General features: G+C 61.3%; 21 protein-coding genes. 16 read left to right on the top strand and 5 right to left on the bottom strand.

Features of this window, described 5'->3' with window-relative positions; translation table 11 throughout:
• Entirely contained in the window at window positions 1–639 is a 639-nt protein-coding gene (locus tag E5678_RS21025; protein ID WP_136180336.1) for a trimeric intracellular cation channel family protein, read from the bottom strand.
• 29 nt (window positions 640–668) lie between these two features.
• On the opposite strand from E5678_RS21025, the gene E5678_RS21030 reads away from it, so the two are divergent.
• From E5678_RS21030 to E5678_RS21040, 3 genes are all read left to right on the top strand, one after another.
• Window positions 669–1418: a sulfite exporter TauE/SafE family protein gene (locus tag E5678_RS21030; RefSeq protein ID WP_136180337.1), complete on the top strand. Its 750-nt coding sequence runs from the start codon at window positions 669–671 to the stop codon at window positions 1416–1418.
• Between the two features lie 66 nt (window positions 1419–1484).
• Window positions 1485–2102, top strand: a complete 618-nt coding sequence (locus E5678_RS21035) for a ParA family protein (protein ID WP_136180338.1) — start codon at window positions 1485–1487, stop codon at window positions 2100–2102.
• Between the two features lie 87 nt (window positions 2103–2189).
• A complete protein-coding gene (locus tag E5678_RS21040; RefSeq protein ID WP_136180339.1) occupies window positions 2190–2645 on the top strand; it encodes a MaoC family dehydratase in 456 nt (151 codons plus the stop codon).
• Window positions 2646–2737: 92 nt separating this feature from the next.
• On the opposite strand, the gene E5678_RS21045 is transcribed toward E5678_RS21040, so the two are convergent.
• From E5678_RS21045 to E5678_RS21055, 3 genes are all read right to left on the bottom strand, one after another.
• Window positions 2738–3061, bottom strand: coding sequence for a hypothetical protein (locus E5678_RS21045; protein ID WP_136180340.1), 324 nt, complete (start codon window positions 3059–3061; stop codon window positions 2738–2740).
• 100 nt (window positions 3062–3161) lie between these two features.
• Window positions 3162–3635 carry a tRNA (uridine(34)/cytosine(34)/5-carboxymethylaminomethyluridine(34)-2'-O)-methyltransferase TrmL gene (gene trmL, locus E5678_RS21050; RefSeq protein ID WP_136180341.1) on the bottom strand — a complete coding sequence of 158 codons (474 nt, stop codon included), beginning with the start codon at window positions 3633–3635 and terminating at the stop codon, window positions 3162–3164.
• Window positions 3636–3963: 328 nt separating this feature from the next.
• On the bottom strand, window positions 3964–4491 hold the full coding sequence (locus E5678_RS21055; RefSeq protein ID WP_247596853.1) for a phosphoribosyltransferase family protein: 528 nt from the start codon (window positions 4489–4491) through the stop codon (window positions 3964–3966).
• 230 nt (window positions 4492–4721) lie between these two features.
• On the opposite strand from E5678_RS21055, the gene E5678_RS21060 reads away from it, so the two are divergent.
• From E5678_RS21060 to E5678_RS21090, 8 genes are all read left to right on the top strand, one after another.
• The gene (locus E5678_RS21060) at window positions 4722–5633 is read left to right on the top strand and encodes a biotin synthase (protein ID WP_247596854.1); all 912 of its coding nucleotides are present in this window, start codon (window positions 4722–4724) and stop codon (window positions 5631–5633) included.
• A 213-nt stretch (window positions 5634–5846) separates the two neighbouring features.
• On the top strand, window positions 5847–6326 hold the full coding sequence (locus tag E5678_RS21065) for a DUF2244 domain-containing protein (RefSeq protein WP_136180343.1): 480 nt from the start codon (window positions 5847–5849) through the stop codon (window positions 6324–6326).
• 117 nt (window positions 6327–6443) lie between these two features.
• A complete protein-coding gene (coxB, locus tag E5678_RS21070; RefSeq protein WP_136180344.1) occupies window positions 6444–7631 on the top strand; it encodes a cytochrome c oxidase subunit II in 1188 nt (395 codons plus the stop codon).
• A gap of 40 nt (window positions 7632–7671) precedes the next feature.
• Window positions 7672–9297 carry a cytochrome c oxidase subunit I gene (ctaD, locus tag E5678_RS21075; RefSeq protein ID WP_136180345.1) on the top strand — a complete coding sequence of 542 codons (1626 nt, stop codon included), beginning with the start codon at window positions 7672–7674 and terminating at the stop codon, window positions 9295–9297.
• A 37-nt stretch (window positions 9298–9334) separates the two neighbouring features.
• Window positions 9335–9445 (top strand): cytochrome oxidase small assembly protein, encoded by a 111-nt coding sequence (locus tag E5678_RS22505; RefSeq protein ID WP_210731957.1) that lies wholly within the window; start codon window positions 9335–9337, stop codon window positions 9443–9445.
• Window positions 9446–9473: 28 nt separating this feature from the next.
• Complete coding sequence (locus tag E5678_RS21080) at window positions 9474–10091, top strand: cytochrome c oxidase assembly protein (protein WP_136180346.1); 618 nt, start codon at window positions 9474–9476, stop codon at window positions 10089–10091.
• The gene (locus E5678_RS21085) at window positions 10088–10297 is read left to right on the top strand and encodes a DUF2970 domain-containing protein (RefSeq protein WP_136180347.1); all 210 of its coding nucleotides are present in this window, start codon (window positions 10088–10090) and stop codon (window positions 10295–10297) included. The genes E5678_RS21080 and E5678_RS21085 overlap by 4 nt, the downstream gene beginning before the upstream one ends.
• A 70-nt stretch (window positions 10298–10367) precedes the next feature.
• Entirely contained in the window at window positions 10368–11249 is an 882-nt protein-coding gene (locus E5678_RS21090; protein WP_136180348.1) for a cytochrome c oxidase subunit 3, read from the top strand.
• 99 nt (window positions 11250–11348) lie between these two features.
• Here the strand turns inward: E5678_RS21090 and E5678_RS21095 are convergent, their stop codons facing one another.
• A complete protein-coding gene (locus tag E5678_RS21095) occupies window positions 11349–11594 on the bottom strand; it encodes a twin transmembrane helix small protein (protein ID WP_136180349.1) in 246 nt (81 codons plus the stop codon).
• Window positions 11595–11693: 99 nt separating this feature from the next.
• Between E5678_RS21095 and E5678_RS21100 the strand changes: the two genes are divergently transcribed.
• The 5 genes from E5678_RS21100 (at window position 11694) to E5678_RS21120 (ending at window position 15963) form a co-directional block, all read left to right on the top strand.
• Window positions 11694–12434, top strand: a complete 741-nt coding sequence (locus E5678_RS21100) for an SURF1 family protein (protein ID WP_247596855.1) — start codon at window positions 11694–11696, stop codon at window positions 12432–12434.
• A complete protein-coding gene (locus tag E5678_RS21105; RefSeq protein ID WP_136180350.1) occupies window positions 12415–13137 on the top strand; it encodes a hypothetical protein in 723 nt (240 codons plus the stop codon). The genes E5678_RS21100 and E5678_RS21105 overlap by 20 nt, the downstream gene beginning before the upstream one ends.
• 18 nt (window positions 13138–13155) lie before the next feature.
• A complete protein-coding gene (locus E5678_RS21110; RefSeq protein ID WP_136180351.1) occupies window positions 13156–14313 on the top strand; it encodes a COX15/CtaA family protein in 1158 nt (385 codons plus the stop codon).
• Window positions 14310–15230, top strand: coding sequence for a heme o synthase (cyoE, locus tag E5678_RS21115; protein ID WP_136180352.1), 921 nt, complete (start codon window positions 14310–14312; stop codon window positions 15228–15230). Before E5678_RS21110 ends, cyoE begins: the two co-directional genes overlap by 4 nt.
• Before the next feature lie 127 nt (window positions 15231–15357).
• Window positions 15358–15963 (top strand): SCO family protein, encoded by a 606-nt coding sequence (locus tag E5678_RS21120; protein WP_136180353.1) that lies wholly within the window; start codon window positions 15358–15360, stop codon window positions 15961–15963.
• Window positions 15964–16071 lie beyond the last annotated feature (108 nt).

Below are 16071 nucleotides of genomic sequence, written 5' to 3' on the forward strand. Positions count from 1 at the left end.
TCAATCCTCCCAGGCAGGCAGCTCCCAGCGGCGCCACAGCGCCAGCCCGCGCAGTCCGGCGGTGACGCTGACGCAGGCCAGCAGCGCCAGCCAGCCCGGCGCGGCCACTTGCCAAAGACCGACATAAACCCAACCGCCGGCGAAAGCGCAAATGGTGAAGGGCCGGTGGCCGTGGAACGCCGAGGGGATCTGGTTGCAGACCACGTCGCGCAACACACCACCAAAAACGCCCGTGATCACGCCCATGAGCACCGCCACGATGCCAGGCAAATCCAGCAGCAGGGCCTGGTGGGTGCCTGTGGCGGCAAAAAGACCCAGGCCCAGGGCGTCTGGCACCTGGATCGCCCTTTCCGTGAGCTCAAAGTGCCGGTGCCGCAAAAAGGCCATCGCAAGCACACACAGCGCCAGCACCCCCCAGAGCATTTCCACGTGTTGAACCCAGAAAAAAGGGCGTTGATCCAGCAGCAGATCGCGCAGCGTGCCCCCGCCAAAAGCGGTCAGGAATCCCACCACGCAAACGCCCACGGCATCCAGCCGTTTGCGGGCAGCCTCTATGATGCCGGCCAAAGCAAACGCTGCAGTGGCTGCGAGTTCGACGACCAGGCGCAGTGTTTCGCCCCAGAATTGCACTTTATCCATGCGGTCCATTGTCGCCGCGCTGATAACCCATGACCCTCATCACCGATCCATTCTTCTATGCCGTGGCCATTCCCGCCGTGTTGTTGCTGGGCGTGAGCAAGAGCGGATTTGGTGCTGGCTTTGGTTCGCTGGCCGTGCCCATGATGGCGCTGGCGATCAGCGTGCCGCAGGCGGCGGCCATTCTGATGCCTGTGTTGCTGGTGATGGATGTGCTGGGCATGGCCGCATTTCGCAAAGAGGTGGACCGGCGTTTGCTGGCTTTCATGCTGCCGTTTGGCCTGATCGGTACGCTGGTGGGCACCGCGCTGTTCAAGCTTCTGGACGCCCATCTGGTGGCGGGCATGGTGGGCGTGGTCACCTTGCTGTTCCTGGCGCAGAGGCTGGCCTTTCCGCCGCGGCCCGACCAGCCGCCGCCCCCCCGCTGGCTGGGCGCCCTGCTCACGGTTCTCTCCGGCTTCACCAGTTTCATCGCCCACGCCGGTGGACCGCCCGTGAACGCCTACGTGATTCCTTTGCGCCTCTCGCCGCTGGTGTTTACAGGGACGCTGGCCTACTTTTTCTTTTTCATCAACCTCTCCAAGTGGATCCCCTACGCCTGGTTGGGGCTGCTGGACGGGCGCAATTTCCTCACGTCTCTGGCGCTCCTGCCTTTGGCGCCGCTCGGGGTCTGGATCGGTGTTCGCATTGCCCATCGGATCAAACCCGAACTGTTTTATCGCCTGATCTACGCTGGGATGTTGCTGACCGGCATCAAGCTGGTCTGGGATGCTTGGGGATAACATGGGCCACTGCTGCTGGGGCTGGCGCCTCAGTGCTTTGCCCGGAATCAAAAATCGGAGGTCGGTATGCCCGTGGTGGTGATTGCGAATCCCAAAGGAGGGGTGGGGAAGTCGACCCTGTCCACCAACGTGGCGGGTTACTACGCCAGCCAGGGTCACGGTGTGATGCTGGGCGATGCCGACCGCCAGCAATCTTCGGCTTTGTGGCTCCAGTTGCGGCCCCCGGCGGCCCGCCCCATCAAGTCCTGGGATGTCTCGCCCGACCTGATTGCCCGCCCCCCGCGCGACACCACCCACGTGGTGCTGGACACCCCCGCAGGACTCCACGGCTGGCGGTTCAAGGATGTGCTCAAGATGGCCAACAAAATTCTGGTGCCATTGCAACCCAGTATTTTTGATATCTATGCCACCCGGGCATTTCTAGACGAGCTCGCCGACTCGCGCCACGCTGGCAGCGTTGAGATCGGTATCGTGGGCATGCGGGTTGACGCGCGCACCATCGCGGCCGACAAACTGCGTGAATTTGTCGAGAGCCTGGGGTTGCCGGTGCTGGGGTATCTGCGGGACACCCAAAACTACATCCACCTGGCCGCGCGTGGCCTCACTCTGTTCGATGTCGCGCCCAGCCGTGTGGAAAAGGATCTTCAGCAGTGGCAAGTGATTCGCCACTGGCTGGACCACTGACACCATCAGGGCGCGCGCAGGTGGGCGGACCCAACTGTCGCCGTGCCGACAACGGTGCGGCGCTGTCTGGGTCTAGAGTCGAGCTCTATGAAAATTTTTCAAACGCTGGCCGAGGTGGCCGCCTGTGTGGGCCAGGAAGTGGCTGTGAGCGACTGGATTGAGGTCACTCAGGAGCGGGTCAACCAGTTTGCCGAAGCCACGGGCGATCACCAGTGGATCCACGTCGATCCCGAGCGCGCCAAGGCGGGACCTTTTGGTGCACCAATCGCCCACGGCTTCCTGACGCTGTCGATGCTGCCCGTCTTCTTTGCGTCTTCGTTCAAGGTCGAGGAAACCCGCATGGGCGTCAACTACGGTCTGAACAAAGTGCGCTTCACGGCCCCCGTGCCCGTGGGCAGCCGCTTGCGTGCGCGCATGACGCTGCTTCAAACGCAGCCCATCGACCAAGGCGGCATGCAGATGACCTGGTCGGTTGTGGTGGAGCGGGAAGGGTCGGACAAGCCGGTCTGTGTGGCTGAATCGCTGGCGCGCCACTACCCCTGAAGCTGCGCACTGAGGTGGTATTACGGGCCGATGGGCCCGTAGGCGGCCGGAAAACCCGTGGGGCAGACGAAAAGTCAGGCCGCTGGGCAGCCCTACTTGATCTTGGCCAGGTGCCGTGGCTCCAGCCAGCCTTCAAAGACATTCCGCAGGCCGTTGATGCGGGTCACCGCCGCGCTTTGGCTGTGGTGGTGCGAAATGATCTGGTAAGCATCGTTGCGCAACAACCATAGTTCCTGAGCGTTTTTTGCGCCTGAAATTTTGTGGCGCAAACGCTCCGTCTGCAAGCTCTCACAATCCTCAATGCTCTGCAACAGGGCAGATCGAATGCCTTGCAAATCGCGCAGGCTGGCGACCTTGCGGCTTTTGGCGCCAGGCTGAAAGGTGTTGAGCACCAGGCGGGTCAACGTGGCAAGCATGCAAATCCTTGGGTAGCGTGGGCCTGGGCGAAGCGGGAGGGGTCCAGATGGGCCAGCAATGGAACGCGGCCGTCCATGGAAGCAGCAAGATGTGTGTGATTCATGAGGCCACCTCGGCAAAGCCCAGTTGTCGCCAGGCTTCGAACACCACAACAGCCACAGCATTCGACAGGTTGAGGCTGCGTTGCCCGGCGCACATGGGCAGGCGTATGCGTTGGCCGTCGCTAAAGTGCTCGCGCACCGCCTCGGGAAGCCCCTGGGTTTCCGATCCAAACACCAGCCAGTCGCCTGCCTGAAAGCGCGTTTCGTAGACGCTCACGCTGCCCCGGGTGGTGCAGGCAAACATGCGAAGGGGGTCGGGGCGGGTCGTTTCCAGGAACGCTGACCAATCAGCGTGTTTTTCAAGCTTGGCGTATTCGTGGTAATCCAGTCCGGCTCGGCGCATCTGCTTGTCGTCCATCGAAAACCCCAAGGGTTCGATCAAGTGGAGATCGCAGCCCGTGTTGGCACTCAACCGGATCACATTTCCAGTGTTGGGCGGGATTTCGGGGGCAACGAGAACGATGTGGAACATGAAGTCGAAATGGCAGGGATGAAGGCGGGTTGTCTGAGGTTCGTCCAGAGGCACCCCGCCGGTGACCGGCTGGGCTCGTGATCTTTCGGGGCCATCGCTGGGCGGGGCCACGCACTTCGCGGCCCAAGGCTGCCGCCCCGCCGTGCCTGGATTGGCCGGTTGGCGCTTCGCCATGCCAACGCCATGCCTCGCTAGGCGGGAGTCTTGTTGTGTCGCTTTTTGGCAACTATCTGTTATGTATATGCTCCCTGTCTGGCCGGCATGATACCCCCCATTTGTGGGGAAATTGTGTCGACCCTATGCTCGTTTGCCCTTAAGCAACTTGCGTTCATCTGGGGGCTGGCGTTCTGGCCAGCACCACCGCGCTGACCCTGCAGGCACCGGCAGCCATGAGGGCATGGGCCGCGCTGCGCAGCGTGGTTCCGGTGGTGCTCACGTCGTCCACCAGCACCACAATCGCACCCTTCAGCCGACCTGCGTGCCTGTCGTGCGCATTGAACGCTGTTTTCAGGTTCAGGGTGCGATGTTTTTTGTCCAGCCGGTGCTGGTCTGGGCCGTCTCCCTTGCGTTCCAGGGCATCCGGCACAGCAGGGCCGCTGGCCTTTCCCACGCCCTGGCGCAAAGCTTTGACCAGCTCCCAGGCTTGGTTGTATCCCCGTTGTGCCAGGCGGTCGCGCGAAACCGGAATCGGGACGATGAGATCGGCCCGGCACAGCAGATCGGTGGCCCCAGGTGCCTTCAGCATCAGTGCGGCCAATGGGCCGGCCAGGCCCGGTTCTTCGCGAAACTTGAACCGGGCAATCAGATCATCCCAGGGATAGGCGTAGTCCACTGCCGCCACGCAGGCGCTCAGCACGGGGCCACCAGGTCGGGTCAGGCATTCCCCGCAGCGTGTGGTGTCGCCAGTCAGCGGGCGTGCACAGGTGTGACAACGCACCCGAGAAGGTGCGTGCCGAGCCACGCACCGGTCACAGACAGGCTGGGCGGGCCAGCGGTGGCAGATCTGGCAGGTGCCAGGCAGGCGTTGCAAGGGGCGGGCAAGGCATTGGGATACGTTCCACATGGGAGGTCAATATACTGGCGGCCGTGACAACTGCCCAAATTTCATCTGAGAATGCTGTTCCTGGTCTGGACCCAACCGCCGCTGAGAGGTGGGCGCAGTTCTCGCCCTCGACCTCGCCCTGGTTGCATGAAGAAATCGCGCGCCGCATGGTGGACCGCTTGCAGTGGTTCAAGGCCTTGCCGACGAGTTGGTTGCACTGGGAGCCGGTACGGGGCGGCCTGGAGGCGCACCAGCGCTTGCGCGAAGTGCTGCCAGTAGCCGAGTGCCTGATCCATGCGCAAGACGCTGCGCTGGCCCAGCGGGCCACGCGTGAGCCTGCCCAGCGGTCCTGGAATCCGGCCCGGTGGCGCAGGGCCAGTCAACCGGCCGCCGCCGAGCCCGACCGGCAGGTGGCCATGGTCTGGGCCAATATGGCGCTGCACCATGTAGCCCAACCCATGGGCCTCCTGAAGCAATGGCATCAAAGCGTGGACACCCATGGGTTTCTCATGTTTTCCTGCTTGGGGCCTGATTCGTTGCGCGAGTTGCGCGATGTGTTTGCTGCCGAAGGCTGGCCCGCGCCGTCTCATTCCTTCACCGATATGCACGATTGGGGCGACATGCTGGTGGCTTGTGGGTTCGCCGAGCCCGTGATGGACATGGAACGCATCACCCTGTCTTACAGCACACCGATGGCGATGCTGGACGAGTTGCGCGGTCTGGGGCGCAACCTCAACGTTTCGCGTTTTCAGGGCTTGCGCTCCAGGGCTTGGCGCGATGCCTTGTGTGCGGCCATTGAGCAACGGGGAGCCCGCGGCGAAGATGGGCGCCTTATTCTGACGTTTGAAGTGGTCTACGGCCACGCTTACAAGCCGGTGCCGCGGGTACCACTGGGTCCCAACCAAACCGTCTCGATGGACGACATGCGCGCCATGCTGCAGGCGGGGCGCCGCTGAGGCGCCTGTCTGGCCCGACAGGTCGGTGAGTTGCGGGTCAAAACCGGCAGCCCTTGCCCCGCCTCGATCCACCTGGGAATCCCGCCGCGTCAGGAAAACAGGGCGCGCTGGCCGCTACAATTGACATAAATCAATCTCTTCCGGGTATTTCCCCTGCTCGACCTTGTCGCGCCTGTTGGTGCAGGGCAAGGTCTTTCTAGGTGAGGCATGGCGATGGACAGTCGAAACATCCCCCGTCTGGGCACCGAGTCTGGCGATGGCGTTCACTGGTTGTTGCGTCCGAACTGCTCGGTGTCGCCAGTTCAGCTGGGCTGGGTCTTTGGATGGCTCAGTCTGGTGTCGTTGGCGGTGGCTGGTTTTTTCTGGTCCATGGGCGCCACTTTGGTGCTGCCCTTCACGGCGTTGGAGCTGGTGGCGGTGGCCACGGCGTTTCTGGTGTATGCCCGTCACGCGACCGACCGTGAGAGCATCCGCCTGGCGGGTGGGTGGCTGGTGGTGGAGCAAGAACTGGCGGGCAAGATCCGCCGGTGCGAGTTTTCCAGCTTCGCGGTCCAGATTGAACCCCGCCTGGGCAGGGGCGGTCTGATCGAGGTGCGTGGAGGGGGTGAGGCGGTGCAGGTGGGGCGTTTCCTGCGGGCGGATCAGAGGCCGGCTTTGGCCAACGAGATTCGCCGTGCACTGCAACGGTTTTGAGTGTGTTGAAGGTTTGGGTTATCCCGCAGTGGGCTGCCTGCTGAAATTTTGTTCTAATCGGCATTGATATAAATCAATGCTTATATTTGAGGCGCAAAAGTGAGTACGACAAAGAAGATGGGTGATTCCCTGCGAAACCGGCTGGCTCAGCTGCGTCACGTGGCCTCGGTGCTGACCTTGGGTGCGGGTGTTTGGGTGAGTCAGGCGGCCCATGCCGTGAACGACTTGCCTGGTGGCCCGGCCGTCAATCAGCTCAATTTTGCGCCTGCGGCCACCAAGATCGCAGAAGAGCAGCACTGGCTGCACTGGTTCATGATGATTATCTGCACGGTGATCTTTGTGCTGGTTTTTGGCGTGATGTTCTATTCCATCATCAAGCACCGCAAGTCGGTGGGACACAAGGCGCAGGAGTTGTCTGAACCGATCTGGGTGGAGTTGGGCTGGACCATCGTTCCCCTGCTGATCGTGATCGGCATGGCTTTGCCCGCCACCAAAGTGCTGGTGGCCCAGAAAGACACCACCAACAGCGACCTGACCATCAAGGCAACGGGTATGCAGTGGAAGTGGGGCTACGACTACATCACGGGTGAAGGTCAAGGCATTGGCTTCCTCTCCACGCTGGATCCGGCGCAGCGCGAAATGTCCAACAGTGGCAACCCACCCCCTACCGATGACTACCTGCTCAAGGTGGACAACCCGCTGGTGGTGCCTGTGGGCAAAAAGGTCCGCATCATCACCACGGCCACCGACGTGATCCACGCGTTCATGGTGCCCGCCTTCGGTATCAAGCAAGATGCGATCCCCGGCTTTGTGCGCGATACCTGGTTCCGCGCCGAGAAAACCGGTACCTTTTACGGACAGTGTGCTGAGCTGTGCGGCAAAGAACATGCCTACATGCCCATCCAGGTCAAGGTGGTCAGTGCTGAGGAATACACCGCCTGGGTGGCCGAAAAGCAAAAGGCCATGGCTGCGGCCGCTGACGATCCATCCAAAGTCTGGGAGCTCGCCGCTCTGGTCAAGCGTGGTGAGTCCGTCTATGCTGCCAACTGTGTGGCCTGTCACCAGGCCAACGGCAAAGGCGCAGGCCCTATCTTTCCATTGGACGCTTCGCCGATCGTGCTGGATTCCGACATAAACAAGCAAATTGACGTGATCCTCCACGGGCGCAACAACGGCACCATGCCTGCGTGGAACGCGCTGTCTGACACGGAAATTGCGGCGGTCATCACGTACACCAAAAACAGCTGGTCGAACAAGACCGAGCAAATTGTGCAGCCCGCCGACGTGGTGGCTGCCCGCAAGTGAGCGCCAGCAGGCCCAAGATTGAATTGCTAAGGAAATCGAAATGAGTGCAGTACTTGATCCCCATGACGCTCACGCGCACGACCACGACCACGACCACCATGCCCCGACGGGCTGGCGCCGCTGGGTCTACGCCACCAACCACAAGGACATCGGTACCCTGTACCTGCTGTTTTCTTTCACGATGCTCATGGTGGGCGGCGTACTGGCGTTGATGATCCGCGCCGAGCTGTTCCAGCCCGGCCTGCAGCTGGTCAACCCCGGTCTGTTCAACCAGCTCACGACCATGCACGGGATGATCATGGTGTTTGGCGCCATCATGCCGGCCTTCGTGGGCTTTGCGAACTGGATGATTCCGCTGCAGATCGGGGCCTCTGACATGGCGTTTGCCCGCATGAACAACTTCAGCTTCTGGCTGATGATTCCTGCCGCGCTGATGCTGGTGTCTACATTCTTCATGGCCGGTGGTGCCCCTGCGGCCGGCTGGACGCTGTACGCACCGTTGACCCTGCAGATGGGTCCGTCCATGGATGTCGGTATTTTTGCCTTGCACATCCTGGGTGCCAGTTCGATCATGGGTTCGATCAACATCATCGTGACCATCCTGAACATGCGCGCCCCTGGCATGACGCTGATGAAGATGCCCATGTTCTGCTGGACCTGGCTCATCACCGCCTATCTGCTGATCGCCGTGATGCCCGTGCTGGCCGGCGCCATCACCATGACGCTGACCGATCGCCACTTTGGCACCAGCTTCTTCAACCCCGCCGGCGGCGGTGACCCGGTGATGTACCAGCACATCTTCTGGTTCTTCGGCCACCCCGAGGTCTACATCATGATCTTGCCGGCCTTCGGTATCGTGAGCCAGGTGATTCCGGCGTTCTCGCGCAAGAAGCTGTTTGGTTACGCCTCCATGGTGTACGCCACCGGTTCCATCGCCATCCTGTCGTTTGTCGTGTGGGCTCACCACATGTTCACCACCGGCATGCCGGTGACGGGTCAGCTGTTCTTCATGTACTCCACCATGTTGATCGCCGTGCCCACGGGTGTGAAAGTGTTCAACTGGATCGCGACCATGTGGAAGGGCTCGTTGACGTTCGAGACGCCCATGTTGTGGGCTGTGGGCTTCATCTTCGTGTTTGCGATCGGGGGCTTCTCGGGTCTCATCCTCGCCGTCGCGCCGATCGACATCAACTTCCAGGACACCTACTACGTGGTGGCCCACTTCCACTACGTGTTGGTCGCCGGTTCGTTGTTCGCCATGTTTGCGGGCATCTACTATTGGTTGCCCAAGTGGACGGGTGTGATGTACAGCGAATTCCGCGGCAAGCTGCACTTCTGGTGGTCGATGATCTCTTTCAACGTCACCTTCTTCCCCATGCACTTCCTGGGTCTGGCCGGCATGCCCCGTCGTTACGCCGACTACCCCATGCAGTTCGCTGATTTCAACGCCATCGCTTCCGTCGGCAGCTTCTTCTTCGGTTTCGCCCAGGTGTACTTCTTCGTTGCCGTGATCATCCCCGCCATGCGTGGCAAAGGTGAAAAGGCCGTGCAGAAACCTTGGGAAGGTGCAGAGGGCCTGGAGTGGGAAGTTCCTTCACCAGCGCCTTTCCACACCTTCGAAAACCCGCCCAAGCTGGACGCTACCGCGACCAAAGTGATTGGCTGATTCCGCCCGCCACCACGATATCAACTGGATCGAACCCATGAAGTCTGAACAGAAAAAGAACAATCTGCGCCTGGCACTTGTGCTGGCGTCGGTGGCCTTCGTCTTCTTTGCCGGTTTTGTGGGCAAGCTGATTTTGATTGGCGGCTGAGGCCTCTGCAACCGAGCACTGACCCGTTATGGCACTGAAAAGCGAAAATCTGAAGATGGTTGGCAAGCTGGGCGTGATCACGCTGGGCATGTTCGCCTTCGGCTATGCGCTGGTGCCCATTTACCGGGCCATTTGCGAAGCCACAGGCATCAATGTGCTGGCGGTGGTGGAGCGCCAGGTGCCGGGTACCAGTTCCCAGCTGCCAGCCAACTCCCAGGTGGACCTCTCTCGCTCCATCACGGTGGAGTTCGATGTGAATTCCCGTGGACCCTGGCATTTCAAACCGGCGGTGCGCAGCCTGCAGGTGCATCCCGGTGAACTGACCACGGTGCTCTACGAGTTTCAAAACGTTCAGAACCGGACCATGTCCGCTCAGGCGATACCGAGCTACGCACCCAAACAGGCGGCCGCACACTTCAACAAACTGGAGTGTTTCTGCTTCAACCAGTACACCCTGGCGCCGGGCGAGAAGAAGGAGTGGCCGGTCGCTTTTGTGATCGACCCCAAACTGTCCAAAGATGTGACCACGATCACGCTGTCCTACACCTTCTTTGAGGTGGGCGGCAAGGTGCCGCAGGCACCTGAAGATGTGGCCTCACAGGTGCTTGCGCCGGCGGTGCCGCCGAAAGTGGCGGGCGCGGTGTGAGCAATAAACCACTGCACAAACGCAAGGGCTCGCTGCTGGGCACCGTGAAGGCGGTTCTCTGGGGTTTCCTGGGCGTGCGGCGCAATGCCGACTACCAGGACGACATTGCCAAGCTCAACCCGATACACCTGGTGGTGGTTGGGCTGATCATGGCGTTGGTATTTGTTTTTTCATTGATTTTGATTGTCAGGTGGGTGGTGTCCTGAGGGGCATACACCGATCGACTGAGCGGTTTTTCTCTCAAGTATTCATATAAGCGAAAGCATTGGAGTGAGCATGTCAGCAACCACACACGGCGCCACGCCCTACTACTTCGTCCCCGGGCCTTCGCGCCATCCGGTGATGTCGGCCATCGGGCTGTTTTTCGTCATTCTGGGCGCCAGCCGATGGGTCAACGGAGAGGCTTGGGGTGCTTATTCGCTGGCGTTTGGCATGGCGTTCTGGTTGATTGTGTTGTTCCAGTGGTTCAGCGAGTCGGTCGGCGAGAGCGAGAGCGGTCGTTATGGCCACAAGATCGACTTGTCTTACCGCTGGAGCATGAGCTGGTTCATTTTCTCGGAAGTGATGTTTTTCGGCGCCTTTTTCACCGCGCTGTGGTGGGCACGTATCCACTCCGTGCCGGCCTTGGGCAGCATTGAAAATGCACTGATCTGGCCCAACTTCACGGCGGTCTGGCCCAGCCTTCAGGCGGGTGCCACCGCTGCGCCCGCCGGCATGGTTGAGCCCTTCCAGACCATGGGCCCGTTCTGGCTGCCCACGATCAACACGGCGCTGCTGCTGACTTCAGGTGTCACGCTGACCATTGCCCACCACGCCCTGCAGGCCAGTAACCGGGGCAAGACCATCGCCTTCATGTGGATGACGGTGATTCTGGGTATCGTGTTCCTGTTTGTGCAGGGCTACGAGTATTACCACGCGTACAACGAGTACAACCTGAAGATGAGCTCAGGCGTCTTTGGTTCGACCTTCTTCATGTTGACCGGCTTCCACGGTTTCCACGTGTTTGTCGGCATGTTGATGCTGCTGTTCATCACCCTGCGCCTGCAGAAAGGCCATTTCACGGCCAAGCGCCATTTCGGCTTCGAAGGAGCGGCCTGGTACTGGCACTTTGTGGACGTGGTCTGGCTGGGTCTTTACATCCTCGTTTACTGGCTTTAAGGCAGGATTCAGGCTTGGCTTGGCTTGGCAAAGCTTGGCTCGGACTTTGCCCGAAAAAAAGGCGCCGTCAGGCGCCTTTTTGCTGCAGGGCCTGGACCCTCAACGGCCCAGCGGTAAACCCGTGGGTTGTATCCAGCCCATCTTGTAGCTGATGAGCACCGCCACAAACAACAAAATGGAGAAGCCCACGCGGAAGGCCAAGGCCCGGGCCATGTGGTTTTTCCGGGGGGGCGTGGTTGCATCTTCGTCGGCCGGGTCGCTGACGCCTCCGCGCATCATTGCCACCAAGGCAACAACCAAACTGCCAATGATGGCCACAAACGCCACAATCACAAGGTATGTCATGGCTGCATTATCCAACGATCTCTACATCCAACGATCCGCCCTGGGTCGAAAGCCTGGCGTTGATAAGAGGCGCGCTGGCGGTGCCGCAAGGAGGCCCATTTGGCTGGATTGATTCCGCGCAGCTGGGTGATTGCCCTGGCCACGGTCATCACGATGGCGGTGACGGGTTCTCTGGGGACCTGGCAGTTGTCCCGGGCGGCCGAGAAGCAGGCACTCGAAGATCTGATTGAGGCCCGGGCCTCATTGCCTGCGTGGGATGAGCAGACCCTGACCCAGACGCAAGACTTGAATGCCGGCTTGCACCGGCCTGTGCGTCTGCAAGGCGAATGGGTGTCCGAGAACAGCGTGTTTCTGGACAACCGGCCCATGGGCGGACACAGCGGGTTTATTCTGGTGACACCTTTGCGCCTTAAGGGCGACGACCAGTCGATCCTGGTTCAGCGAGGCTGGGTCCCCCGTGATTTCGGCGACCGCACCCGGGTCCCGGCGGTGGCAACGCCGACTGGGCTGGTCACCGTGGCGGGGCGTTTGGCCCCGCCGCCAAGCCAGCTATTTGAGCTGGGCGAGGCCCAGCCGGGCGCGATCCGGCAAAATATCGTGCTCCCGGCATTTGCCACTGAAACGGGCCTCGCTCTGATGCAGGCCTCGGTGTTGCAAACCGGGCCGCCAGATGCCGCGCTGCAACGCGACTGGCCGCGATTTGCGGCCGGCGTGGCCAAGCACCAAGGCTATGCGTTCCAGTGGTTTGCCATGTGCACGACCACCGCAGCGTTGTACCTCTGGTTCCAATTCATTTCTCCCCGCCGAAAGCGTCGCACCGATGGCCCAGAATTCCGATGAACCCTTGACCCTGACCGTGCACAACCTGCCTAACCTGGATGAAGGGGGGGCGGCCAGGACGGTGAATGTGCGCGCGGGTCGGTGGAAACTGTTGCTCATGCTGCTGGTGTGTGTCGCGCCGGTGGTGGCTTCGTACCTCACCTATTACGTCATCCGCCCCGATGGCCGCCGCAACTACGGTCAGCTGATCGATCCGCAGCGGCCCTTACCCGCCTTCAGCGGCACAGATGCTCAGGGGCGGGTGGTTCCCTTGACACAGCTCAAAGACCAATGGCTGTTGATCAGCGTGGCCGACACGGCCTGTGACGAGGCCTGTAACCAGCACCTGTTTGTGCAGCGTCAGTTGCGCGAAGGCTTGGGCAGAGACAAAGACCGGCTGGACTGGGTCTGGTTGCGCACGGGAGATGCCGAGCTCCCCGAGGCCTTGAAAAAGGCGACGGAAGCGGCCACTGTGCTGCACGTCGATGCAACGCAATTGGCGACCTGGCTGCAGCCCGAAGCAGGGCATCAACTGGCCGACCACCTGTATGTGGTGGACCCGCTCGGCAACTGGATGATGCGGTTTCCTGCGGATGCCGAACCGGCCAAGGTCAAGCGGGACCTGGGGTGGTTGCTGCGCGCCTCGGCCTTCTGGGACACCGACGGGCGCCCAGAAGCCGCCCCGGCAACCACGCCTGCACCTGCACCCGCCAACGGCGGTTGAAACGCACCGCTGCCCACCATGGACGCTTCGCCCGCTCTTTACGACCTGTCACCGCTGCTGCGGATGATGCTGCTCGGCTTGGTGATCGCGCTCGGGCCGCTGGCCTGGGTGTGGTTGCGCAACCGCCATGCGCCTGCGGCACAGCGCTTGCGGGTCCTCACGCTGCTCACCTTGTTTCTGACCTTTGATCTGGTGTTGTTTGGCGCCTTCACGCGGCTCACCGATTCCGGGCTGGGCTGCCCTGACTGGCCCGGTTGCTACGGCCACATGAGCCCGGTGGGCGCCAAAGAGGCCATCGCTGCGGCACAAAGCGCCATGCCCACCGGACCGGTGACCCATTCCAAAGCCTGGGTTGAGATGGTGCACCGCTATCTGGCCACCGGTGTGGGCGTCCTGATTCTGGTGCTGGCCCTGGTCAGCTGGGGCGAGCGCAAACGCCTGAGCGTCTGGCACGGCTGGCCTTTGCTCACGCTGTTCTGGGTCTGCCTGCAGGGCGCTTTTGGTGCACTGACGGTGACCATGAAGTTGTTTCCAGCCATCGTGACCCTGCACCTGTTGGGCGGCATGGTGCTGCTCGCTTTGCTGCGCATGCAGGCCGTGGGCTACGCGCTCGCCGCACCCGGCAGCCCTGGCAAGACAGGCCTGAGCCCGGGCGCGCGCACGGCCTTGTGGTCGGTGTTTGCCTTGGTTTGGCTGCAGATTGCACTGGGCGGCTGGGTGAGCACCAACTATGCGGTGCTGGCATGCAGCGAATTCCCGACCTGCCAGGGCAGCTGGTGGCCCACCATGGATTTTCGCCAGGGCTTCTCGTTGTGGCGAGAACTGGGTGTGACCGCCCAGGGCGATGCCATTCCATTCGTGGCCTTGACCGCCATCCACTATGTCCACCGCTTGAGCGCCTATGTGGTGTTGGCCGGTCTGGGCTGGGCGGTGTGGCGCCTGTGGCCTGTGCCTGCCATGCGCAGCACGGCGAAAGCGCTGTTGGCACTGGCCCTTTTGCAACTCGCCAGTGGTATGGTCAACGTGGTGCTGGATTGGCCCTTGCTGGCCGCCGTGGCCCACACCGGCGGTGCGGCCGCTCTGGTGGTGGTGTTGACGGGCGCTCTGGTTTCTACGCGCACCTATTCTGAACCGGTCGGCGACGCCGCCTACAACCTCTCCCAAGCGATCCGATGAGCAGCGCGCCTTCCCCTTCCCCGTCTATTTCTCCGCCCCCGGTGGCCGCCATGCCAGTCTGGCGCCAGTTTTATGCGCTCACCAAGCCGCGAGTGATCCAGCTGATTGTGTTTTGCGCCTTGATCGGCATGGTGCTGGCGGTGCCTGGATTGCCCAGTTGGGCACAAGTCCAGTTGGCGGCCGTGGCCTGTTTGGGGATCTGGCTGGTGGCGGGTGCCGCCGCAGCCTTCAATTGTGTTGTCGAGCAGCAGATCGATGCCAAGATGCGCCGCACGGCCTGGCGCCCCACCGCCAAGGGTGAGCTGTCCAATGTGCAAACCTTGAGCTTTTCAGCGGTGTTGTGCGCCACGGGCTCGGCCATTTTGTATGTGTGGGTCAACCCACTCACGATGTGGCTCACCTTCGCAACCTTCGTTGGGTATGCGGTGATTTACACGGTGATTCTCAAGCCATTGACGCCGCAGAACATCGTCATCGGCGGGGCTTCAGGTGCGATGCCACCGGTGCTGGGCTGGGTCGCGATGACCGGGGTGGTGGCACCGGAAGCCCTGATCCTCTTCCTCATTATTTTCCTTTGGACGCCGCCCCATTTCTGGGCGCTGGCGCTGTACCGGGTCGAGGACTACCGCAAATCGGGGTTGCCGATGCTGCCGGTGACGCATGGATCTGAATTCACGCGGTTGCAGATATTGCTCTACACGTTTGTGTTGTTTGCCGCTTGCCTGATGCCGTTTGTCGTGCGCATGAGCGGCTACCTGTACCTGGCAGTAGCCGTGGTGCTGAGCATCGGGTTTTGTCTCTATGCGTTTGCCTTGTGGCGCGACTACTCAGATGCGCTGGCCCGCAAGACCTTTCGTTTTTCCCTGATCCACCTGTCGCTGCTGTTTGCGGCTCTGTTGGTTGACCATTACATTTGAATCTCCCTCGGCAATCCGCGCGCGACCTCCCTACGGGACAACGCAGGCGGACCGACGGGGCCGTACCCACGGCATTCTGGGTGGAAGGCATCGTGCTCTGCCTGTTGCGTTTTTTGGGCCCTTGGATATGTACTTTTCTTCTTTGATTCGCGCGGGTGTGTTGGCCGCCGCGGGCTTGTTGGCTTTGACCGCGTGCTCAGACAAATCGGCTGAAACGGCTTTCCACAGCATCGACATCACGGGCGCTGACTACGCCGATGGTTTCTCGCTGACCGACCACAACGGACAGGCCCGTACGCTGGCGGACTTCAAGGGCAAAGCGGTGGTGATCTTTTTTGGCTTCACGCAGTGCCCTGACGTGTGCCCCACCTCGATGAGCGAGTTGGCCCAGGCCAGGCAGCTCCTGGGTGCCGATGGTGATCGGTTGCAGGGGCTTTTTGTCAGTATCGACCCGGAGCGCGACACGCCTGAGATCATGAAAGCCTACATGGGCAGTTTCGATCCCAGTTTTCTGGCGCTCTACGCCAAACCCGATGAACTGCCGGACCTGGCCAAGCGCTTCAAGATCTACTACAAGAAAGTGGATGGCAGCACACCCGGCACCTACACCATGGACCATTCGGCGGGCAGCTACATCTTTGATCCGCAAGGTCGGGTGCGCCTGTATTTTCGGTACGGCGGCGGCGCACAAGCCATGGCCGACGACGTGAAGAAGCTGCTGGACGGAAAGTGAACCCCCGGTCTTCATCCTGCCGGGCGGGTTGTCGAACGGCTATGAGCGCGGTTTAAGTCCGGTCTAAGCGCAACCCGCCATCATCCTTATGTGGCTTGAAGGGGCGCT

Source organism: Hydrogenophaga sp. PAMC20947, assembly GCF_004795855.1.
GTDB lineage: Bacteria > Pseudomonadota > Gammaproteobacteria > Burkholderiales > Burkholderiaceae_C > Hydrogenophaga.